This window comes from Enterobacter cloacae complex sp. IR5412 (assembly GCF_049237385.1).
Classification (GTDB): domain Bacteria; phylum Pseudomonadota; class Gammaproteobacteria; order Enterobacterales; family Enterobacteriaceae; genus Enterobacter; species Enterobacter intestinihominis.
In genome coordinates, this window is record NZ_JBMKHQ010000004.1 from 290965 (window position 1) to 312415 (window position 21451).

Here is a 21451-nt window from a genome sequence, read left to right on the forward strand (position 1 = left end):
ATCAGCGGCGGGTGGTGACCAGTGACACCATCATATCGATGTGTTCAGGGGAGTCGTTAAGCGCAGGAATGTATTCGTATTTCGTTCCGCCGGCCTCCATGAAGAACTCTTTGTTCTGGACGGCAATCTCTTCCAGCGTTTCCAGACAATCCGCCGAGAAGCCCGGCGACATAACCTGAATGTGCTTCACGCCCTTCTCGCCCAGCATTTTTAGAGTTTCATCAGTATACGGGGTCAACCACGGTTCACGGCCGAAGCGCGACTGGAAGGTCATCATCACCTTCTCAGGCGGCAGGCCGAGGGCGGAGACCAGTTCACGGGTGGTATCGCGGCAACGCTGGGGGTAATCGTCCCCTTCGTTCGCGAAACGCTGCGGAATACCGTGATAGGAGAGCAGCAGCAGATCCGGCTCGCCGTGTTTTTCAAACGACGCGCGCGCGCTGCTGGCAAGCGCCTGAATGTACAGCTCGTTATCGGCGTAGTCGCGGATAAAGGTGATGCCCGGTATACGGCGGCGGGTCGCCAGAATGCGTGCCAGTTCGTCCCAGACGGCAGCCACCGTGGAGCACGAATACTGCGGATAAAGGGCCAGCACCACAATGTGTTCAACGCCCTGCGCCAGCAGAGAGTCGACGGCGCTTTCCAGGGATGGCTTACCGTAGCTCATACCGAGCGCAACGGGCATGTCCGGCAGACGGGCGGCCAGCGCCTTCTCCTGACGACGGCTGTAGACCATCAGCGGCGAGCCTTCTTCCATCCACACGGACTGATAGAGCTTTGCCACACGCGGGGAACGAATCGGCAGAATGACGCCACGCAGCAGTGGCCACCACAGCAGTCTTGGGGTATCCACGACGCGCGTGTCGCTTAAAAATTGTCGCAGGTAGCGTTTTACCGCCGCTGGAGTAGGTGCTTCTGGGGTGCCCAGATTGGCAAGCAGGATGCCGGTTTTCGCCTGACTCATTCACGCCTCTTAACCATTTGATAGGCTGTCAATTGTAGCGGAAATGCGTTTAAACGAAACCCATTGCTGCAATAGGTAAGATGAGAATTTTTCTCACCCGGGGCTCCGGGTGAGAGAGGTGCGCTTAGCCGAGAATTTTTTCCAGCTCTGCACGTACGTCAGCCACGGCTTTGGTGCCGTCCACTTTCGCGTATTTGGTATTACCCGCCTGCGCTTCTTTGGTGTAGTAGCCGATCAGCGGTGCGGTCATCTGATGGTATTCCACCAGGCGTTTACGCACGGTTTCTTCCTGATCGTCTTTACGGGTGGTCAGCTCTTCGCCGGTCACGTCGTCTTTGCCTTCAACCTTAGGCGGGTTGAATTTGATGTGGTAAACGCGGCCAGAGGCAGCGTGCACGCGACGGCCAACGATACGGTCAACGATCAGTTCGTCCGGTACATCGAACTCCAGCACGTAATCCACGTTTATGCCCGCTTCTTTCATGGCGTCAGCCTGAGGAATGGTGCGCGGGAAGCCGTCCAGCAGGAAACCATTGCGGCAGTCTTCCTGAGCAATGCGCTCTTTTACCAGCGCGATAACCAGTTCGTCGGTCACCAGCTTGCCTGCGTCCATGATGTCTTTAGCTTGTTTGCCCAGCTCGGAGCCAGATTTAACAGCGGCACGCAGCATGTCACCAGTAGAGATTTGCGGAATACCGTATTTCTCCATGATGAACTGAGCCTGAGTTCCCTTACCCGCGCCCGGAGCGCCAAGCAGAATAATACGCATTGCGAAAATCCCCTCAAATGTCGATTCAATTTTTCAAAAGCGCTAAACAATACCACCAGAACGGGTATCGCTCAAGGAAGGCGGGGAGGCTGAAACGGTTAACGGGGGGAGATTATTTGGGTTAGTGCGAGAATGCCCCCTCACCCTAACCCTCTCCCCAAAGGGGAGAGGGGACGATTATACCCTCTCCCCTTTGGGGAGAGGGCCAGGGTGAGGGGTAGGTTTTGTATTACGCCAGCAGCAGCGCATTCACACGTTTAATGAACAGGTTAGGATCTTCCAGGGTGCCGCGCTCGGCCAGCAGGGACTGATCCAGCAGCAGTTCAACCCACTCCGCAAAGCGGGCGTCGTCCTGGGTATCCGCCGCGCGTTTCACCAGCGGATGATCCGGATTAAGCTCAAAGATATATTTCACTTCCGGCACGGCCTGGCCCGCCGCAGCGAACAGTTTCGCCATCTGGGTGCTCATTTCGTCCGCATCGGTGGTGACAATGGCTGGCGTATCGGTCAGACGGTGCGTGAAGCGCACCTCTTTCACGCGGTCGCCCAGCAGGGTTTTCACGCGCTCAACGAACGGCTCCAGCGCCTTCTCGGCTTCCTTCGCGCTGTCGTCCACTTCATCCGCCAGCTTATCGATAGACTCGTCGGCTTTAGCAACGGACTGGAAGGATTTACCGTCGAACTCGGTCAGGTAGTTCATCATCCACTCGTCGATGCGGTCAGACAGCAGCAGCACTTCGATGCCTTTCTTACGCAGCAGCTCCAGATGCGGACTGCTCTTCGCTGCCGCATAGCTGTCGGCGGTGATGTAGTAGATCTTCTCCTGCCCTTCTTTCATGCGGGAGACGTACTCTTCCAGCGACACGGTCTGGGCGGAGGAGTCGTTGTGCGTAGAGGCGAAGCGCAGCAGTTTAGCGATAGCTTCCACGTTCGCGGTGTCTTCCGCCGGGCCTTCTTTCAGCACCAGGCCGAACTGTTTCCAGAAGGTCTGGTATTTTTCCGCATCGTCTTTCGCCAGTTTTTCCAGCATCTGCAACGCTCGCTTGGTCAGGGCGTTACGCAGGTTACGGGTGACGGTGCTGTCCTGGAGAATTTCACGGGAGACGTTCAGCGGCAGATCGTTGGAATCTATCAGGCCACGCACAAAGCGCAGGTAGTTCGGCATGAACTGCTCGGCGTCGTCCATGATGAAGACGCGCTGCACGTACAGCTTCAGGCCGTGCTTGTGATCGCGGTTCCACATGTCCCACGGCGCCTGCGCCGGAATGTACAGCAGGCTGGTGTACTCCTGCTTCCCTTCCACACGGTTGTGGCTCCAGGTCAGCGGGTCGGTAAAGTCGTGGGCGATGTGCTTGTAAAACTCGTTGTACTCGTCGTCTTTAATTTCAGCTTTATTGCGCGTCCACAGCGCCTGCGCCTTGTTGATTTTCTCCCAGGAAACCACGGTTTCGCCGTCTTTCTCTTCCTGTTTTTCAATCTCAACCGGCAGCGCGATGTGGTCAGAATATTTGCTGATGATGGAGCGTACGCGCCAGTCGTTCAGGAAATCGTCTTCGCCTTCGCGCAGGTGCAGAGTGATTTCGGTGCCGCGATCCGCTTTGGTGATATCATCAACGGTGTATTCGCCTTCCCCTTTGGATTCCCACAGCACCCCGTTTTCGGCGCTGTCGCCCGCAGCGCGGGTGCGTACGGTGACTTTATCCGCCACGATGAATGCCGAGTAGAAGCCTACGCCGAACTGACCGATCAGCTGGCTGTCTTTCGCCTGGTCAGAGCCCATGGACTCGAGGAACGCTTTGGTGCCGGATTTAGCGATGGTGCCGAGATGGTCGATCACCTCGTCGCGGTTCATCCCGATGCCATTATCGGCAATCGTCAGGGTGCGGTTCTCTTTATTAAAAGAGACGCGCACGCGCAGTTCGCCATCGCCTTCGTACAGATCCGGGTTGGACAGCGCGCGGAAGCGCAGCTTGTCCGCCGCATCGGAGGCGTTGGAAATCAGCTCACGCAGGAAGATTTCTTTGTTGGAATACAGGGAATGGATCATCAGGTGCAGAAGCTGTTTTACTTCTGACTGGAAACCACGGGTTTCTTGTCCTTTCATCTAAGTCGACCTCAACAATGCCATTTAATGGGGTTGTAAAACGTTGAGTGAGAGATGGGGATAAGGGGGGGAATTTTCAAGCGGAGGCCGCGCACGCAGCCTCCGTTTGGTCAGAAAATAATCTTGTGTCGTCCGGCCAGCGAGTGCGACAGCGTGGTGCCGTCGACCATCTCCAGCTCACCGCCGACCGGCACGCCGTGGGCGATGCGGCTGGCGTCAACGCCGTACTGCGCGCACAGCTCGGCGATGTAGTTGGCGGTTGCCTCCCCTTCCACCGTCGGGTTGGTGGCGAGGATCACCTCTTTGATCGTCTCGGACTCAAGACGCTGTTCAAGACGATCGAGACCGATATCATCCGGGCCGATGCCGTCCAGCGGGGAGAGATGCCCCATCAGCACGAAATAGCGGCCGGAAAACTGCCCGGTTTGTTCGATGGCGTAGATGTCCGCCGGACTCTCCACCACGCAAATCTGACCGTTTTCCTGACGACGCGGGTTCGTGCAGATGTTACAGACGTCCTGCTCGGTAAAGGTCCGGCAATCCGCACAGTGACCAATTTCTGACATGGCGCGGGTCAGAGCCTGCGCCAAGCGCATCCCGCCGCTGCGGTCGCGCTGCAATAGCGTAAACGCCATACGCTGCGCCGACTTCGGGCCAACGCCCGGCAGGCAGCGCAGTGCTTCCATTAACTGCGTGAGCAGCGGACTGGTTTGCATCAGAATGGCATCTTAAAGCCCGGCGGCAGTTGCATACCGCTGGAAACAGAGGCCATTTTCTCTTTCTGGGTTTCGTCGATACGGCGAGCGGCATCGTTAAACGCGGCTGCAACCAGATCTTCCAGCATCTCTTTGTCGTCTTCGAGCAGGCTCGGGTCGATTTCAACGCGACGGCAGTTGTGCGCACCGTTGATGGTCACCTTGACCAGACCGGCACCCGATTCACCCGTGACTTCCAGCTGAGCGATCTCTTCCTGCATCTTCTGCATTTTTTCCTGCATCTGCTGAGCCTGCTTCATCAGACCACCCAGACCGCCTTTTCCACCAAACATAGGCTTCTCTCTTCTTTCACGTTAAGGATTACAACCGTAAGTCAGACTCACGATCAAAGGGGGCGAATACTCTCTTCATCCAGATCGGCGTCGAAGAACCGGCGCAGGGTCTGGATGTTGTTATCCGCGATAATCGACTCGCGCGCCTGCGCGAGCTTCTCTTCATAAATCGCCTGACGCCACTCGAGCGGCGTTTTCACCGCCGGATTATCATCTTCAATGATAGTCAATTCAACCGGCACACCCTGTAATGCGGTAAGCGCCTCGGCCAGCGCCTTTTGCGCGCCTGGGGAGTTGAGGTGCCGCTGGCCAGGGCGCAGGTGCAGACGCACCTGATTGCCTTCCTGCTCTTTCCAGGCATTCAGCGCGACCTGCTCCACCAGCTTCGGCAGCTGAAGTTTGCTGACCTCAGCGGCCCAGGCGTCGCGCTCGATGGACTCTTCCGCGAGCTTCGCGGACAGCTCCGGCGTTTTTTCATGCTCAAGCGCCTTTTTCAGCGCTTTTGGCGTGGCGACCACTTCCTTGACCGTTTCAACAACGGTAGTCGCCTTCCAGCGGTATGCCTCTTCTTTCGCCGGGGCTTTTTGCTCGAGCGCGGACGGTGCCGGACGCGACTGCACGCGCTCCGTTACCGAGGCCAGTCGTTCAAGCGCGGCGTTGTTCACCGGCCGCGCTCTTGCAGGCGCTGCCGGTTCACTCTTTTTTGGTTTGGTTGCTCCCTGCGCACGTTGCAACTGGCTTCGTGCGGCAAGCACCGAACTGGTGGCATCCGACAGCGGCACGTTCTGCGGCGGCGGCGATGCCGGTTGCGGTGGCACCTGCTGCGGTGACATTACCGCGGTCGGCGCAACCGGCGCAAAGGACTGCCGGGGCGTTTCCGGCTCCGGCAATGGCTTGCGCGGATGGAAGGCCAGCGCGCGCAGCAGCGTCATTTCAACGCCCATCCGGCGATCCGGTGCAAACGGCAGCTCTTTGCGGCCAATCAGCAGGGTTTGATAATAAAGCTGCACGTCAGCCGGCGGCACGGTGCGCGCAAGTTCACGCATCCGCTGTTCAATGGTCGCCATGTCCGCGCCAATGGCCGACGGAGACAATTGCAGCATCGCCACGCGATGCAGCAGGCTGAGCATCTCGACCAGCAGCGCTTCCCATTCAATGCCACGGGCGGCGGCATCGTTGACGAGGGTCATTACCCGCTCACCGTTGGCGGCAATCATCGCTTCGATAAGCGACAGCGCCTGATCGTCATCTAGCGTGCCGAGCATGGTGCTGACCGCGTCAGTGGAAAGCTTACCGTCACCGCTGGCAATTGCCTGGTCAGTCAGGCTCAGCGCATCACGCAGGCTTCCGTCCGCCGCGCGGGCCAGCAGCTGCAGGGCGCGCGGCTCGTGAACGATCTTCTCTTCATCAAGAATGTGTTCAAGCTGAGCGCGGATCTGCTCAACGTCCAGCGCCTTCAGATGAAATTGCAGGCAGCGCGACAGGATCGTGACCGGCAGCTTTTGCGGATCGGTGGTCGCCAGCAGGAATTTGACATGCGCAGGCGGCTCTTCCAGCGTTTTCAGCAGGGCGTTGAAGCTGTGGCGCGACAGCATGTGTACTTCATCGATCAGATAGACCTTGAAGCGGCCGCGCGCCGGGGCGTACTGCACGTTGTCGAGCAGATCGCGGGTGTCTTCCACCTTGGTGCGCGAGGCGGCGTCGATCTCGATCAGATCGACAAAACGCCCCTGCTCGATCTCGCGGCAGTTGTCACATACGCCGCACGGGGTGGCGGTGATCCCGGTTTCGCAGTTCAGACCTTTTGCCAGCAGGCGGGCAATAGAGGTTTTACCGACGCCGCGGGTGCCGGAGAAAAGATAGGCGTGATGGATGCGACCTAGCGACAAGCCGTTCGCCAGGGCCGTCAGCACATGTTCCTGACCGACAACGTCAGCAAAGGTTTGTGGTCGCCATTTACGGGCTAACACCTGATAACTCATGGGCAGGCTCTGCAACGCTGGAAGGTGAATTAATGGAGGGGAATGCTATCACAACCTCACCCATTGAGCGAGGTTGTGAGATACGGGATTAATGACCCGGGAAAGGCACCAGGCTGTAGCTGGTAATACCCTGTTTTTCCAGGCGCTGCTCGCCGCCAAGATCGAACAGGTTGATGATGAATGCCGCGTCGGTCACTTCCCCGCCCAGACGACGGATCAGCTTCACGGTCGCTTCGATGGTGCCGCCGGTTGCCAGCAGATCGTCCACCACCAGCACTTTGTCGCCTGGCTTGATGGCATCAACGTGAATTTCCAGCTGATCGGTGCCGTATTCCAGCTCATAGCTCTCAGCAATGGTTTCACGCGGCAGTTTGCGCGGCTTACGCACCGGCACAAAACCCACGCCCATCGCCAGCGCAACCGGTGCGCCGAACAGGAAGCCACGGGCTTCGGTACCTACTACTTTGGTGATCCCGGCGTTTTTATAACGCTCAACCAGCAGTTCAATGCTGAGTGCGTACGCTTTCGGGTCTTCCAGCAAGCTGGTGACATCACGGAAAAGAATGCCAGGCTTTGGATAATCCTGGATACTTTTGATGCTATTTTTCAGATATTCAAGCTGCTGTGCAGTTGCGGTCATCGGTTTGTGCCTAAATGAAACAGTGTTACTCACGGCGCGCGACGAGTCGGTCAAAGTAACAGTTGTTTAACCTTTGACCAGGCGCACCTGTGCTCGAAAACGGTCGAATTTACTGGCTGTGCGCCATAATTGCAACCGCCATGATGAGGCTTCAGTGCTTTTGTTGCTTTTCATCAACCACGGGGATCCGCCACATGAAGATCAGCAGGCAGGCCAGGATCGCCAGCAGCAGAATGCGCACCCACATCATTTTCACCAGCCATAACGAGACGGCGAAGGTGATCAGGATGAAGGCAATGGCGCGCGGCTTGGCCCCGGGCGGCATGGCCCGGTGTTTTTGCCAGTGCCGCAGGTAGCCGCCAAACCACGAACGGTACAGTAGCCAGTGGTGAAAACGCGGCGACGAGCGGGCGAAGCACCAGGCGGCCAACAGGATGAACGGGGTGGTCGGCAGCAAGGGCAATACGATGCCCAGCGTACCCAGCACTACCGCGAGCCAGCCAATGATGATTAAAATAGTACGCTGCATAATGCGAATCGTTATCAAACTGAACGGCTACTTTACCACTGGAGAGCGCATTGAAAACAGCACTGCTTCTTGAGAGGCTGCAAAATCAGCTGATCGCGCTGCGGGCGCAGGCCACACCGCTGATGGGACATGCTACGCTGAAACCGCGCTTTGACCGGCAGCTCTTCCGCACCCGCAGTACCGTCATTCAGGATTACCTTGCTGAGATGCAGACCAACCTCGACGAGCTTCGCCACGCGGTTGAGAGTGAACAGCAGGAACAGGTGGTGTGGCTTGCGGAGCATCTTACTGAGCAGATCACCGCCCTGCACCGCGAAATCGCCGCCTGGCCGCTACGGGCGTGGGACAGCGCCTCGCCTGGGCTCGGAAAATGGCAGCGCAAGCGGCTGGAGAACCAGGAGTTTGAGCGGCGTCTGTTTGAGATGAAGTGTGAGCGCGAAGCCCGCCTGACCACCAGCGAAACGCTGCAAGAGCAGCAGTTATTAATGCGTGAAATCAGCGCGCTGGAAGGCCGCATCGTCCGCTGCCGTCAGGCGCTGGATGAGATTGAACGCGTCATTGAACGCCTGACCCGTTAACAGGAGCCACTAATGTCACTGGAAAATGCCCCCGACGAGGTCAAGCTGGCCGTCGATTTAATTATGCTGCTGGAGAATCACGAGATCCCGGCGGAGACGGTGCTGAAAGCGCTGGAGATTGTGCGGCGGGATTTTGAGGGAAAGGTGAAGGCCGGTTGCCCTCACCCTCACCCTAGCCCTCTCCCTGGAGGGAGAGGGGACCGTTAGGTGCGGTTTGAAAGATCTGCCCTGATTCGCTTTTTACCCTCTCCCCTCTGGGGAGAGGGCAGGGTGAGGGGCGGAGTTTTCGTCACCCTTAATCTCGCGCTTCACTTCCGTATGTTCGTCACCTTTCTCGTTACGCAGGTGAACTTCAAGCTGGTTGAAGGCGATATTAATGTTGTTTTCACGGCACAGACGGTCAATGGTGCGGTTCAGCTCATCGACGGTGTAGCTGCGATCGCGTAGTTCGCGTACGTACAGGCGCAGCTCATGATCCAGCGTGCTTGGCCCGAAGGTGGTGAAGAACACGTCAGGCGCAGGATCGTGCATCACTTTAGGATGTGATTTCGCGGCTTCCAGCAGGACCTCTTTCACTTTATCCAGATCTGAACCATAGGCCACCCCGAGTCGGACCACCACGCGCGTCGTAGTATCCGAAAGCGACCAGTTGATCAGTCGCTCGGTCACGAAGGCTTTGTTCGGGATGATCACCTCTTTACGATCGAAGTCAGTGATGGTGGTCGCACGAATACGGATCTTGCTGACGGTCCCGGAGAAGGTGCCGATGGTGACGGTATCGCCGATACGCACCGGACGTTCGAACAGGATTATCAGGCCAGAAACAAAGTTACCGAAGATCTCCTGCAAGCCGAAGCCCAGACCTACCGACAGCGCCGCCGCCAGCCACTGGAGTTTATCCCACGAGACGCCCAGCGAGCCGAATACCGTCATCGCCCCGACAATAATAATGACGTAGTTCAGGATGGTGGTAATGGCATACGACGCCCCCTGACGCAGGTTCAGCCTTGAGAGCACCAGCACTTCCAGCAGACCAGGCAGGTTGCGGATCAACGCCCAGGCCACCACCGACGACACCAGCGCAAAGAGCAGGCTGCCCATGGTGACGCTTTTCATTACCGCAGCGCCCGCTTCGGTACCGTTGTATTGCCAGAGGGTGATACTGTCGAGGTAGGCGAAGACGGTAATTAAATCAGACCAGATGGCCCAGAACATCACCGCAAACAGCGCAATCATCACCAGCATGGTAATACGCATCGTTTGCTGGTTGACCTGCTCCAGGGCAATGGTCGGCTCTTCCTGCGGCTCAGCCCCTTCAGCCCCCTCTTTAACCTGATGCTGTCGACGGGCAACAGCACGACGATACGCAATGCGGCGCGCCGCCACGCTCAAACCGCGCAGCACGGTCTGGAACAGCAGGTTCCACAGGATCACCAGATACACGGTTTCAATCCAGCGGCCTGACAGACGAAGCGTGGTATAGAAGTAACCCGTTGCCGTCAGCACCATCAGCGCCAGCGGAATGATCGCCAGCACCGTTACGGTAACCAGACGAAGATTGTGGGACTCTTTATCACGCCAGCTGTCGCGGCACATCGGCCACATCAGGACGGCTATCAGCAGCAGGTTCAGCATAATTACCAGCTGTCCCAACACGTCATCCATCAGATGCAGCGGCGAAAGCTCGGCCACAACGGACCAGAAGTGCAGCGGCAACAGCGCGAGGCTGATACGTACAATCTGGCGACGCCAGTGGCTGGTGAGTTTCTCCGGCATGTTGAAGTGTCGGACCGCGACGCCATCTTTTTCCAGCACTTTCCAGCACAGACCAAACACCAGCCAGAACAGCGCCAGCTTTTTGCTGAACGCCCACAGCAGGTCGCTGATATTGAGCTGCATGGTCAACAGGATCAGGCCGACGGCGAGGATCAGCAGGCAGACCGGCAGAGCACGGATCAGATCGATCAGGATCGCTTTCGGGGTGTGCAGCTGGCTGTCGTTACGCAGTTGCCCCACTTCCGAGGCCAGCTTCGCCTGGTACTGCTTCAGCCATTTCAAACGCCAGCGTATTACTCCGGCGATGAGCAGCAAAGGCAGACCCGCAAGGAAGGCAATCATTACCGCAGGCCAGGCTTTCTCCCAGTTCACGGTAATTTTCATGCTTTTGATCTGGGATTTCAGCGTTTCAGGGAAAGATTTAAACCAGTCCCAGTCCATGGGTTTGTTGCTGTTCACCCAGAAAATCTGCTGGGTCAGGATCTCCTGAAGGCTTTTAGACACGCTCACCAGCTGCTGCTGGTTGATTTGCAGGTTAATCGCCATCATCAGCTGGTTGCCCAGCTGCTTATTAAGCTGATCGAGCAACTCGCGGCGCATATCCACAACCTGCAACAGCGCGTCGTGAACTTCACCGTTTACTTCACTTGAATGGCCTTCTTCCACTTTGGCAACAAACGTATCGCTCTGGAACAGGGCATCGCGCTGCTGGTTAACGTCAAACTGTTCAAGACGCAAATCCGCAATGCGATTGGTCATGTCTTCCAGCTCGTCGGCGGACGGCAGCGTCTGCTGCTGCTGGTAAAGAATGCGCGACAGCAGCAGGCTTCCCTTCAGGACGGCAATCTGCTCTTTGACATTGCGCTCAGCCTGCAAAGCGCGATCCAGCCAGTTTTTGACTTTAATATTCTGCTGCACCAGCGCGCTGCCGCTTTCAGTCGCCTGAATCAGGCGCTCGCTCAGCTGATGGTTAATCTCCAGCTCCTGCTTCACCAACGGATTGGCCTGGATACGCGCCGTTTCGTCTGGCGAGACCGCTTCCTGCGCCGTTTTTTCGGTCAGCGTCAGGCGCTTGCTGTTCACCGCCTCCTGCAACAGCTGAAGCTGATGCTCGAGCCGGTTGATATTCGCGTTCACGTAGTCACGCTGTTTTTGCAGCGCATCCTGCAACACCGTGTTGCCTTCCAGACTCTTACGCTGCTGTTCAATCTCCGCGTTCAGCAGCGTCTGCTGGATGTTCAGCAGCGTTTGCTGGGTCGGTCGAAGCGCCCCTTCCCCCACGGTAATGCCATTCAGACGGTTACGTATCTGCTGTAGCTGTTGCGATGCAGAATACATGGCGTTCTGCACGCGCTCAGGCTGGGTTTGCAGCGAAACCAGCTGGCTGTTATAGGTCGAGAGATCGGACTGCGCCGTTTGCAGATCGTCCAGCAGCTGCGCCACGCGCGACTCGAGCTGGCGCAACGAAAGCGTGGCAAGCGTTTTTCGGGTTTCATCGTCGTTATCAACGTCGCTAAGCGCGTTCAGTGCCTCCGTTGCTTTACGCATGTTCTCCGGCGCCTGAGCGACCTTCTGCCGCAACTGGGTCGTTTCGGCTTTGATGCGATCGATCTTATCCAGCGTATCCAGGGTTTCCGTCAGGTCCTGCTGAACGAGCTTTTCCTGGGCGGAGAGATCTTTTTGTTTATTCAGGGTGTCGAGTTGCGACTGAACCTCGGCACGCGTCGGGACATCACTGCCGTTGTCTGCACGGGCCCAGGAATGCGGTGCGGCTGCAAAGAAAAACAGCAGGATCAAAAAAACGGCCAGAACAGAATGTGTCGAGCGATAGGTGTGCAGCATAGTCGTGAATGTGATCTGAGAAATGACCGAAAATAGTCGGGCGTGAAGAATATCACGCCCGGCTAAAGCAGAATAGCGGGAAGGTAATCCTCTAAGACATTTCCTGGAAAGATTCAGGCAGTAAGCGGCGATCCCTCGCTGCGGAGGGTTGGGCAAAGCTGGCACATCTCCAGGAAAATCGCGACGTAGCTACGCGCCTCTGATTTCAGATCGAACGACTGCGGGGCGAAAAGCCAGTTTTCCATCAGGCCGGAAATATAGCTGCGCATCAGGATCGCCGCCCGGCGCGTTAACAGCGTAGCGGGAAGCATGTCGGCCTGCATACATTCCTTAAGAACTTGCTCGATGCGATCGTAGCTTTCCAGACACAGGTCGCGCTGCGCCTGCTGAACCACCGCCATTTCGCCAACAAACTCACATTTATGGAAGATGATTTCCATCATCAGACGTCGGCGTTCTTCCACAACAGTCGCTTCAAGGATATATACTAATATTTCTCTTAATACTGAGAGTGGATCGTGAGGGAATTTTGCCCGATACTCACTCTCAAGATCGCTGATGCTGGACTCTGAAAGCTCCCAGATTTCACCAAACAGATCTGACTTGTCTTTAAAATGCCAGTAAATCGCTCCCCGCGTGACGCCCGCGGCCTGAGCAATCTGCGCCAGCGAGGTTGCCGAAACACCCTGCTGTGAGAACAAACGCATTGCCACATCCAGAATGTGTTGTCGGGTTTCCAGCGCTTGTTGTTTGGTTTTTCGTGCCATACGTTGATGAATTTACAGGAGTCAGATTTACATACATTTATGAATGTATGTACCATAGCATGACGATAATATAAACGCAGCAATGGGTTTTTAGACTCAGGACCCTTGATCAATTTGAAATCGGACACTCGAGGTTTACATATGAACAAAAACAGAGGGTTAACGCCTCTGGCGGTCGTTCTGATGCTCTCAGGCAGCTTAGCGCTTACAGGATGTGACGACAAAGAGGCTCAACAAGGAGCTCAGCAGGTGCCAGAAGTTGGCGTCGTGACGCTCAAATCCGAACCTCTCCAGATGACAACAGAACTACCGGGCCGCACCAGCGCCTATCGCATTGCAGAAGTACGTCCGCAGGTGAGCGGTATCATCCTGAAACGTAACTTCACCGAAGGCGGTGATGTGAAAGCAGGTGAGTCTCTTTATCAGATTGATCCAGCAACCTATCAGGCGTCTTATGAGAGCGCTAAAGGCGATCTGGCGAAAGCAGAAGCGGCAGCCAAAATTTCGCAACTGACGTTGAATCGTTACAAGAAACTGCTCGGCACGCAGTACATCAGCCAACAGGATTACGATTCTGCCCTGGCCGATGCACAGCAAGCCAATGCAGCCGTTGTGGCGGCGAAAGCGGCGGTAGAAACCGCGCGTATTAACCTCGCCTACACCAAAGTGACCTCCCCTATCAGCGGTCGCATTGGTAAATCAGCCGTCACCGAAGGTGCGCTGGTGCAGAACGGTCAAACCAACGCGCTGGCCACCGTGCAGCAGCTTGACCCGATCTACGTTGACGTTACACAGTCCAGCAACGATTTCCTGCGTCTCAAACAGGAGCTTGCCAGCGGACAACTGAAACAGGAAAACGGTAAAGCCAAAGTTGAACTGGTTACCAACGACGGTATCAAGTTCTCACAGACAGGCACACTGGAATTTTCTGATGTGACCGTCGATCAGACCACCGGCTCTATCACCATCCGGGCTATTTTCCCGAATCCGGATAAAACCCTGCTGCCGGGTATGTTCGTACGCGCCCGTCTTGAAGAAGGGACTAACCCAAGCGCCATTCTGGTTCCGCAGCAAGGTGTGACCCGTACGCCACGTGGCGATGCGAGCGCGCTGGTTGTGGGTGCCGATAACAAAGTCGAAACACGCAATATCACTGCAACGCAGGCGATTGGCGACAAGTGGCTGGTAACGGAAGGTCTGAAAGATGGCGATCGCGTGATTATTACTGGTTTGCAAAAAGTTCGTCCTGGCGCGCAGGTCAAAGCTCAGGAAGTGAAATCTGACGACAAACAACAAGCATCGGCCGCTGGCCAGTCAGAACAAACCAAGTCTTAACTTAAACAGGAGCCGTTAAGACATGCCTAATTTCTTTATCGATCGCCCCATATTTGCGTGGGTGATCGCCATTATCATCATGCTGGCCGGGGGACTTGCGATCCTGAAGCTGCCTGTTGCGCAATATCCAACGATTGCGCCGCCGGCAGTGACGATCTCCGCAACCTACCCGGGCGCTGATGCCAAAACGGTGCAGGACACCGTTACGCAGGTTATCGAACAGAACATGAACGGTATCGATAACCTGATGTACATGTCCTCAAACAGTGACTCAACCGGTACAGTTCAGATTACCCTGACCTTTGAATCCGGTACGGATGCGGACATTGCGCAGGTTCAGGTGCAGAACAAACTGCAGCTGGCGATGCCCCTGCTGCCGCAGGAAGTGCAACAACAGGGTGTGAGCGTCGAGAAATCGTCCAGTAGCTTCCTGATGGTTGTCGGCGTGATTAACACCGATGGCACCATGACGCAGGAAGATATTTCCGACTACGTGGGCGCCAACATGAAGGACGCCATCAGCCGTACGTCTGGTGTGGGTGACGTTCAGCTGTTCGGTTCACAGTACGCGATGCGTATCTGGATGGATCCGAATAAGCTGAACAACTTCCAGCTGACCCCGGTTGACGTGATCAGCGCAATTAAAGCGCAAAACGCCCAGGTTGCAGCCGGTCAGTTAGGCGGCACGCCGCCGGTGAAAGGCCAGCAGCTTAACGCGTCTATCATCGCGCAAACGCGTCTGACCTCGGCGGATGAGTTCAGTAAAATTCTGCTGAAGGTGAATCAGGACGGTTCACAGGTTCGCCTGCGTGACGTGGCGAAAGTGGAGCTGGGTGGCGAGAACTACGACGTTATTGCGAAGTTCAACGGTAAACCGGCTTCCGGTTTAGGTATCAAACTGGCGACTGGGGCGAACGCCCTGGACACCGCGACGGCTATCCGTGCAGAACTGAAGAAGATGGAACCTTTCTTCCCGTCAGGTCTGAAAATTGTTTACCCGTATGACACCACGCCGTTCGTTAAAATTTCGATTCACGAAGTGGTAAAAACCCTGGTTGAGGCGATCATCCTCGTCTTCCTGGTAATGTACCTGTTCCTGCAAAACTTCCGCGCAACGCTGATCCCAACCATCGCCGTGCCGGTTGTACTGCTCGGCACCTTCGCGGTTCTGGCGATATTTGGCTATTCGATAAACACCCTGACGATGTTCGGGATGGTGCTCGCCATCGGCCTGCTGGTGGATGACGCCATCGTAGTGGTCGAAAACGTTGAGCGTGTGATGGCGGAAGAAGGCCTGCCGCCGAAGGAAGCAACCCGTAAATCAATGGGCCAGATCCAGGGCGCGCTGGTCGGTATCGCGATGGTTCTGTCTGCGGTATTTATCCCGATGGCCTTCTTCGGTGGTTCAACCGGTGCGATTTACCGTCAGTTCTCTATTACCATCGTTTCCGCGATGGCGCTGTCGGTGCTGGTAGCCCTGATTCTGACGCCAGCCCTGTGTGCGACCATGCTGAAGCCGATTAAGAAAGGTGGCCACGGCGAGCACAAAGGGTTCTTCGGCTGGTTTAACCGCATGTTTGATAAGAGTACGCACCACTACACCGACAGCGTGGGGAACATCCTGCGCAGCACCGGTCGTTATCTGCTGCTCTATATCATCATCGTGGTGGGCATGGCTTTCCTGTTTGTTCGTCTGCCAAGCTCGTTCCTGCCAGATGAAGACCAGGGCGTGTTCCTGAGCATGGCTCAGCTTCCGGCGGGTGCGACGCAAGAACGTACGCAAAAAGTGCTGGATGAGATGACCGACTACTTCCTGACCAAAGAGAAAGACAACGTCGAATCCGTGTTTGCGGTTAACGGCTTTGGCTTCGCGGGTCGTGGTCAGAACACCGGTATTGCCTTCGTTTCTCTGAAAGACTGGTCCGAACGTCCGGGTGATGAGAACAAAGTTGAAGCCATTACCAACCGGGCCATGGGTACCTTCTCACAGATTAAAGATGCGATGGTCTTCGCCTTTAACCTGCCAGCGATTGTTGAACTGGGTACGGCGACCGGCTTCGACTTCCAGCTGATTGACCAGGGCGGTCTGGGCCACGAAAAACTGACTCAGGCGCGTAACCAGCTATTTGGCGAGGTGGCTAAACACCCTGACCTGCTGGTGGGCGTGCGTCCTAACGGTCTGGAAGATACGCCGCAGTACAAGATCGATATCGACCAGGAAAAAGCACAGGCGCTGGGTGTGTCCATCAGTGACATCAATACCACGCTGGGTGCAGCCTGGGGTGGCAGCTACGTCAACGACTTCATCGACCGTGGTCGCGTGAAGAAAGTGTACGTCATGTCCGAAGCGCAATACCGTATGCTGCCGAACGATATCAACAACTGGTACGTTCGCGGCAGCGATGGCCAGATGGTGCCGTTCTCCGCCTTCTCAACTTCGCGCTGGGAATACGGTTCGCCGCGTCTGGAGCGTTATAACGGCTTGCCATCGATGGAGATCCTCGGTCAGGCGGCGCCGGGCCGAAGCACCGGTGAAGCCATGAACCTGATGGAAGAGTTGGCCAGCAAACTGCCTGCGGGTATTGGCTACGACTGGACCGGTATGTCCTATCAGGAACGTCTGTCCGGTAACCAGGCCCCTGCCCTGTACGCCATTTCACTGATTGTGGTGTTCCTGTGTCTGGCGGCATTGTATGAGAGCTGGTCGATTCCGTTCTCCGTTATGCTCGTGGTTCCGCTGGGGGTTATCGGTGCGCTGCTTGCCGCAACCTTCCGTGGGCTGACTAACGACGTTTACTTCCAGGTGGGCCTGCTGACAACCATTGGCTTGTCGGCGAAGAACGCGATACTTATCGTCGAATTCGCCAAAGATCTGATGGAGAAAGAAGGTAAAGGCCTGATTGAAGCAACGCTTGAAGCCGTTCGTATGCGTCTGCGTCCAATCCTGATGACGTCCCTGGCGTTTATCCTCGGCGTTATGCCGCTGGTTATCAGCTCAGGCGCAGGCTCCGGCGCACAGAACGCGGTAGGTACCGGTGTAATGGGTGGTATGGTCACTGCGACCGTTCTCGCCATCTTCTTTGTACCGGTGTTCTTCGTGGTGGTACGTCGCCGCTTTAGCCGCAAAAATGAAGATGTGGAGCACAATCATTCGGTAGAACATCACTGATACCGGTTTCACATGATAAAAAGGCCGCATTTGCGGCCTTTTTCATTTTCAGAAAAATTCATAAAATAGTCTTATTGTCGTTTTATTTATTTTCACCCGTCCTGATAAGACTTATCATAATAATCCGATAAGCTAATCGTAGAATTCAGCATTCTTTTAATATCAATTCATCGCCTAAAATATTCGGACAAATCCTAAATCATCGAAAATGCCGAAGACATCTGAATCCGGACTTCAAATGAAACATTGCGCTAACTCAATGAATCTTAAGGAACGGATTAAAAAAAGGGTTTCTCTCGATAAAAGTGTTCGCGTCTGAGGTCACATTTGCGTAAGCGCTCGCAAGGAAACGTTTTAATTGTAATTTTTCGTAATAGCGCGGTGAAATCCTGATCAGAGTGGCTTATAGTTAGTGTTATCAGGAACACAGCTCCCGTGTGGCTAAGCAAGTTGTATCCATCCCGACATGATGTTCGGTGAGTAAAAAATCACTCAGAAGGGGATGCGCTATGGACGAGTACTCGCCAAAAAGGCATGATATCGCGCAGTTGAAATTTCTCTGCGAATCCTTGTACCATGACTGCCTTGCCAATCTTGAAGAAAGTAACCATGGCTGGGTGAACGATCCAACGTCTGCGATCAATTTACAGCTTAATGAGCTGATCGAGCATATCGCAACCTTCGCACTTAATTATAAAATTAAGTACAATGAAGATAATAAGTTGATAGAGCAAATTGATGAATACCTGGACGACACCTTTATGTTGTTCAGCAGCTACGGCATTAACGCACAGGATTTGCAGAAATGGCGTAAATCAGGAAACCGTCTATTTCGCTGCTTCACGAATGTCAGCAGAGCTAATCCGGTTAGTCTTTCCTGTTAAAATTATTACAAATACTAAGGTGAATTTTATGTCTGATAAACCATTAACTAAAGTCGATTATTTGATGCGCCTGCGACGCTGTCAGTCAATTGACACGCTCGAACGTGTTATTGAGAAAAATAAATACGAGCTGTCTGATAATGAACTGGCGGTATTTTATTCAGCTGCCGACCATCGTCTTGCTGAACTGACCATGAATAAACTCTATGACAAGATCCCCTCTTCGGTATGGAAATTTGTTCGTTAGTCGTTGAAGAGAGACTTTAAGGCACTACGCCCGTTGTTAAGCTGAATTTACCTTTCGTATTACGCTTCAAGTGCAAACGCCAGGTCCCCGTATAAAACGTATTTATACGCAAGAATGTTGTGACTCCCGTTACAGCCACTTTTAGGGAACGTTCCCTTTCTGGCTAATCCTCTTTACGCTACGTAAAACGATTCCAGAGAGGTTCCCATGAGTGAAGAAAAACAGAAGATGATTGCCGGTGAATATTATCGCCCCGGCGATGACACGCTGAGGGCTGACCGTTTACGCGCTCGTCATATTGTTCACCGCTATAACCATACCGCACCCGATGAGAAGGCCGAACGTCGCGCCTTATTATCTGACCTGCTGGGTCAAAGCGAAGGCGCTTATATTGAGCCGAGTTTCCGCTGCGACTACGGCTATAACATCTATCTGGGCAACAATTTTTACGCCAACTTCGACTGCGTCATGCTGGACGTCTGCCCTATCCGCATTGGCGATAACTGTATGCTCGCACCGGGGGTGCACATTTATACAGCCACGCATCCTCTGGACGCGACCGAACGTAACAGCGGGCTGGAGTACGGTAAATCGGTCACCATAGGCCATAACGTCTGGATCGGCGGACGCGCGGTGATTAATCCGGGCGTGACCATTGGCGATAATGCGGTTATCGCTTCCGGCGCGGTAGTGACCAAAGACGTGCCGGCCAATGCGGTAGTGGGCGGGAATCCGGCGAAAATCATTAAAATGATCTAAGCGCATCCTGAGTAACTGTTATGCTTTTTCCTGGCATAACTGTTACTTTCATCGCATAAACCCCTCTCATAAAATAGGCAGATCACCTGTATTTTTAACAATCATAAAGGCAAAAAATGACAGAGATACAGCGCCTGCTTACCGCCACCATCGACGAGCTCAATACCCGCGAAAAGCGCGACAATCGTCCGCGCTTTAGCATCAGCTTTATTCGCAAACATCCCGGATTGTTCGTCGCCATGTACGCCGCCTGGCTGGCAACGCTTATCGTCATGCTGAAGTCTGAAACGCTGGTCGATTCCGTCTGGCTGCTGGTTGTGCTGTTCGTGGTGTTTAACGCGTTTTTCTTTTTCGACGTCAATCCGCGTTACCGGTATGAAGATATCGACGTACTCGATTTCCGCGTCTGCTACAACGGGGAGTGGTACAACACGCGTTACGTGCCGAAGGAGCTGATCGACAGCATCCTGCACTCGCCGGCTGTCGAAGCCGGGCAAAAAGAGAAGTTGCAGAAAATGGTCATCACCAAGGGCCAGCTCTCTTTTTATGATGTCTTTACCCTTTCCCGCCCCGCTGCTGTGTAATGAGCGCCTGAAGACGTCGAATACCCGGCGCAAACTGCGAAGCAGAGGTATTGCCGTAACCTAAAACCAGACCGGTTTGCCCCTGCGTCGTCTCAAGGTAGTACCCGCTCAGTGCAGCGGGTGCCAGCTGAAACGCTCTTGCCTGCTCCACCAGCCGCTGGTCGTCGATACCGTCAATCGCCAGCGCCAGGTGCATCCCTCCTTCTCCGGCAAGAACACGGTGCGGCGTATGAAGCTCTGCACTTAGCACCTCCCGCAACTGGCGGTATCGCTTACGATAAAGTCGGCGCATGGCGGCAAGATGTCGCGCATAGTGGCCTTCCTCAATAAATAGCGCCAGGGTGCGCTGTTCAGCGCGATGCCCGCCGCGCAGCAGCGAGCCGATGGCCGGACGCGCTGCCTTCGCCAGCGCTGGCGGTAATACCATGAACCCCATTCTGAGCGACGGAAACAGCGTTTTACTGAACGTCCCCAGATACACAACGGGCGCATTGTTGACCATTCCCAGCATCGCCGGTACGGGCTCACCGGCATAACGGAATTCGCTGTCGTAATCGTCCTCAATGATCCACGCGCTGTGCTGCCGGGCCAGTTCCAGCAGCGCCAGACGCCGCCGCGCGCTGAGCACGCTTCCGTAAGGGAACTGATGCGATGGCGAGGTAAAAATCAGCGTGGGTGAAGGCGCACACAACCCTTCCCAGCACATCCCCTCGTCATCAACCGGTATGCCGCTCATCGCCAGGCCGGTTTTGACGAAAGCGCTTTTAGCGCCGCTATAGCCGGGATTCTCAACCCAGGCGACATCCCCCGGCTCGCTTAACAGCATCGTGCACAGATTGACGCCCTCCAGTGCCCCTTCGGTTATCACAATCTGGCTGGCATCGCAGTCAATGCCGCGGGAGAGCGCAAGATGGCGGGCAATGGCGGCCCGTAGCGTCGGCTCGCCGGCCGGGTCACCATACCCTAACAGGGCGCTCCCCTCCTCGCGCAGGACGCGATCGTATAACCGCCGCCACAGCGGCAAGGGGAAATAGTTGATGGCAGGCGTTCCTGGCGTAAATGCCATCACCGGAGTGTCGCGCGGCACAGGCGCGGGCAGCAGGGCAACACGTTTTGTCAGCCTGACGTCCGGGTCCGGTAATGTCCGGGCAATCGTACGATGAGCGAATTGCCCCACCCGCGTACCCTGGCGGCTACGCAGCAAATAACCTTCGAGCGTGAGCTGGTCCAGCGCCGCATTAACGGTGTTTCGGGACACCGAGATCTGCTGCGCCAGCGTTCGCGAACCGGGCAAATGACTGCCGGACCGAAGCCTTCCGCACAGTATGGCCTCCCGCAAAGCAAGGTAGAGCGCGCGCTGGAGCGTTTCTTCCCCACGTTTTTTCAGCGCAGCATGGAGCAGGGTGTATAGCTCATCACCCGGTATATTCATCTTTACCTCCTCGTGGTACCAGCAAAACATAGCCTGGTGGTT

Annotated in this window: 19 protein-coding genes and 1 other annotated feature; of the genes, 8 read left to right on the top strand and 11 right to left on the bottom strand. The window is 55.4% G+C overall.

Annotated elements, in window-relative coordinates; translation table 11 throughout:
- Position 1 precedes the first annotated feature (1 nt).
- The 8 genes from hemH to ACOTX2_RS10110 all read right to left on the bottom strand — a co-directional run bounded on the left by hemH (position 2) and on the right by ACOTX2_RS10110 (position 8036).
- Positions 2 to 964 (bottom strand): ferrochelatase, encoded by a 963-nt coding sequence (hemH, locus tag ACOTX2_RS10075; protein ID WP_017383216.1) that lies wholly within the window; start codon positions 962 to 964, stop codon positions 2 to 4.
- A 124-nt stretch (positions 965 to 1088) separates the two neighbouring features.
- On the bottom strand, positions 1089 to 1733 hold the full coding sequence (gene adk / locus ACOTX2_RS10080) for an adenylate kinase (protein WP_006809841.1): 645 nt from the start codon (positions 1731 to 1733) through the stop codon (positions 1089 to 1091).
- 229 nt (positions 1734 to 1962) lie between these two features.
- Positions 1963 to 3837 (bottom strand): molecular chaperone HtpG, encoded by a 1875-nt coding sequence (gene htpG, locus ACOTX2_RS10085; protein ID WP_015571245.1) that lies wholly within the window; start codon positions 3835 to 3837, stop codon positions 1963 to 1965.
- 110 nt (positions 3838 to 3947) lie between these two features.
- Positions 3948 to 4553, bottom strand: coding sequence for a recombination mediator RecR (gene recR / locus ACOTX2_RS10090; RefSeq protein WP_006809843.1), 606 nt, complete (start codon positions 4551 to 4553; stop codon positions 3948 to 3950).
- A complete protein-coding gene (locus tag ACOTX2_RS10095; protein WP_003858972.1) occupies positions 4553 to 4885 on the bottom strand; it encodes a YbaB/EbfC family nucleoid-associated protein in 333 nt (110 codons plus the stop codon). Before ACOTX2_RS10095 ends, recR begins: the two co-directional genes overlap by 1 nt.
- Positions 4886 to 4938: 53 nt before the next feature.
- On the bottom strand, positions 4939 to 6867 hold the full coding sequence (gene dnaX / locus ACOTX2_RS10100; protein WP_023299467.1) for a DNA polymerase III subunit gamma/tau: 1929 nt from the start codon (positions 6865 to 6867) through the stop codon (positions 4939 to 4941).
- Positions 5545 to 5609 (bottom strand) — a sequence feature (DnaX frameshifting element). Its footprint overlaps the gene before it by 65 nt.
- A gap of 88 nt (positions 6868 to 6955) precedes the next feature.
- Entirely contained in the window at positions 6956 to 7507 is a 552-nt protein-coding gene (apt, locus tag ACOTX2_RS10105) for an adenine phosphoribosyltransferase (protein WP_000127359.1), read from the bottom strand.
- 151 nt (positions 7508 to 7658) lie between these two features.
- Positions 7659 to 8036, bottom strand: a complete 378-nt coding sequence (locus tag ACOTX2_RS10110) for a DUF454 family protein (protein ID WP_001189855.1) — start codon at positions 8034 to 8036, stop codon at positions 7659 to 7661.
- Positions 8037 to 8086: 50 nt separating this feature from the next.
- Between ACOTX2_RS10110 and priC the strand changes: the two genes are divergently transcribed.
- Both priC and rsmS read left to right on the top strand, forming a co-directional pair.
- On the top strand, positions 8087 to 8614 hold the full coding sequence (priC, locus tag ACOTX2_RS10115; RefSeq protein ID WP_022647276.1) for a primosomal replication protein N'': 528 nt from the start codon (positions 8087 to 8089) through the stop codon (positions 8612 to 8614).
- Positions 8615 to 8626: 12 nt separating this feature from the next.
- Positions 8627 to 8821, top strand: coding sequence for a pleiotropic regulatory protein RsmS (rsmS, locus tag ACOTX2_RS10120; protein ID WP_022647275.1), 195 nt, complete (start codon positions 8627 to 8629; stop codon positions 8819 to 8821).
- 33 nt (positions 8822 to 8854) lie between these two features.
- Here rsmS and mscK read toward each other — a convergent pair whose 3' ends face one another.
- Both mscK and acrR read right to left on the bottom strand, forming a co-directional pair.
- A complete protein-coding gene (gene mscK / locus ACOTX2_RS10125) occupies positions 8855 to 12232 on the bottom strand; it encodes a mechanosensitive channel MscK (protein ID WP_058676944.1) in 3378 nt (1125 codons plus the stop codon).
- A 113-nt stretch (positions 12233 to 12345) separates the two neighbouring features.
- Positions 12346 to 12999 carry a multidrug efflux transporter transcriptional repressor AcrR gene (gene acrR / locus ACOTX2_RS10130; protein WP_032621623.1) on the bottom strand — a complete coding sequence of 218 codons (654 nt, stop codon included), beginning with the start codon at positions 12997 to 12999 and terminating at the stop codon, positions 12346 to 12348.
- A 141-nt stretch (positions 13000 to 13140) separates the two neighbouring features.
- On the opposite strand from acrR, the gene acrA reads away from it, so the two are divergent.
- From acrA to ACOTX2_RS10160, 6 genes are all read left to right on the top strand, one after another.
- Positions 13141 to 14334: a multidrug efflux RND transporter periplasmic adaptor subunit AcrA gene (gene acrA / locus ACOTX2_RS10135; protein WP_022647272.1), complete on the top strand. Its 1194-nt coding sequence runs from the start codon at positions 13141 to 13143 to the stop codon at positions 14332 to 14334.
- Between the two features lie 22 nt (positions 14335 to 14356).
- Positions 14357 to 17503: a multidrug efflux RND transporter permease subunit AcrB gene (gene acrB, locus ACOTX2_RS10140; protein WP_023299464.1), complete on the top strand. Its 3147-nt coding sequence runs from the start codon at positions 14357 to 14359 to the stop codon at positions 17501 to 17503.
- A gap of 509 nt (positions 17504 to 18012) precedes the next feature.
- Positions 18013 to 18387 (top strand): Hha toxicity modulator TomB, encoded by a 375-nt coding sequence (tomB, locus tag ACOTX2_RS10145; RefSeq protein ID WP_006809850.1) that lies wholly within the window; start codon positions 18013 to 18015, stop codon positions 18385 to 18387.
- 28 nt (positions 18388 to 18415) lie between these two features.
- On the top strand, positions 18416 to 18634 hold the full coding sequence (locus ACOTX2_RS10150; RefSeq protein WP_015571250.1) for an HHA domain-containing protein: 219 nt from the start codon (positions 18416 to 18418) through the stop codon (positions 18632 to 18634).
- Between the two features lie 207 nt (positions 18635 to 18841).
- Positions 18842 to 19393, top strand: coding sequence for a maltose O-acetyltransferase (maa, locus tag ACOTX2_RS10155; RefSeq protein ID WP_023305596.1), 552 nt, complete (start codon positions 18842 to 18844; stop codon positions 19391 to 19393).
- A 116-nt stretch (positions 19394 to 19509) separates the two neighbouring features.
- The gene (locus ACOTX2_RS10160) at positions 19510 to 19977 is read left to right on the top strand and encodes a YlaC family protein (RefSeq protein WP_022647269.1); all 468 of its coding nucleotides are present in this window, start codon (positions 19510 to 19512) and stop codon (positions 19975 to 19977) included.
- Here ACOTX2_RS10160 and ACOTX2_RS10165 read toward each other — a convergent pair.
- Positions 19949 to 21409 carry a PLP-dependent aminotransferase family protein gene (locus tag ACOTX2_RS10165; RefSeq protein ID WP_023299463.1) on the bottom strand — a complete coding sequence of 487 codons (1461 nt, stop codon included), beginning with the start codon at positions 21407 to 21409 and terminating at the stop codon, positions 19949 to 19951. The genes ACOTX2_RS10160 and ACOTX2_RS10165 overlap by 29 nt on opposite strands.
- Positions 21410 to 21451 lie beyond the last annotated feature (42 nt).

Coding starts and splice junctions, on each gene's coding strand:
- ACOTX2_RS10110 (WP_001189855.1), bottom strand. CDS start 8,036: ATGCAGCGTACTATTTTAATCATCATTGGCTGGCTCGCGGTAGTGCTG.
- apt (WP_000127359.1), bottom strand. CDS start 7,507: ATGACCGCAACTGCACAGCAGCTTGAATATCTGAAAAATAGCATCAAA.
- acrA (WP_022647272.1), top strand. CDS start 13,141: ATGAACAAAAACAGAGGGTTAACGCCTCTGGCGGTCGTTCTGATGCTC.
- ACOTX2_RS10095 (WP_003858972.1), bottom strand. CDS start 4,885: ATGTTTGGTGGAAAAGGCGGTCTGGGTGGTCTGATGAAGCAGGCTCAG.
- rsmS (WP_022647275.1), top strand. CDS start 8,627: ATGTCACTGGAAAATGCCCCCGACGAGGTCAAGCTGGCCGTCGATTTA.
- dnaX (WP_023299467.1), bottom strand. CDS start 6,867: ATGAGTTATCAGGTGTTAGCCCGTAAATGGCGACCACAAACCTTTGCT.
- adk (WP_006809841.1), bottom strand. CDS start 1,733: ATGCGTATTATTCTGCTTGGCGCTCCGGGCGCGGGTAAGGGAACTCAG.
- maa (WP_023305596.1), top strand. CDS start 18,842: ATGAGTGAAGAAAAACAGAAGATGATTGCCGGTGAATATTATCGCCCC.
- mscK (WP_058676944.1), bottom strand. CDS start 12,232: ATGCTGCACACCTATCGCTCGACACATTCTGTTCTGGCCGTTTTTTTG.
- htpG (WP_015571245.1), bottom strand. CDS start 3,837: ATGAAAGGACAAGAAACCCGTGGTTTCCAGTCAGAAGTAAAACAGCTT.
- tomB (WP_006809850.1), top strand. CDS start 18,013: ATGGACGAGTACTCGCCAAAAAGGCATGATATCGCGCAGTTGAAATTT.
- acrB (WP_023299464.1), top strand. CDS start 14,357: ATGCCTAATTTCTTTATCGATCGCCCCATATTTGCGTGGGTGATCGCC.
- acrR (WP_032621623.1), bottom strand. CDS start 12,999: ATGGCACGAAAAACCAAACAACAAGCGCTGGAAACCCGACAACACATT.
- ACOTX2_RS10160 (WP_022647269.1), top strand. CDS start 19,510: ATGACAGAGATACAGCGCCTGCTTACCGCCACCATCGACGAGCTCAAT.
- ACOTX2_RS10165 (WP_023299463.1), bottom strand. CDS start 21,409: ATGAATATACCGGGTGATGAGCTATACACCCTGCTCCATGCTGCGCTG.
- recR (WP_006809843.1), bottom strand. CDS start 4,553: ATGCAAACCAGTCCGCTGCTCACGCAGTTAATGGAAGCACTGCGCTGC.
- hemH (WP_017383216.1), bottom strand. CDS start 964: ATGAGTCAGGCGAAAACCGGCATCCTGCTTGCCAATCTGGGCACCCCA.
- ACOTX2_RS10150 (WP_015571250.1), top strand. CDS start 18,416: ATGTCTGATAAACCATTAACTAAAGTCGATTATTTGATGCGCCTGCGA.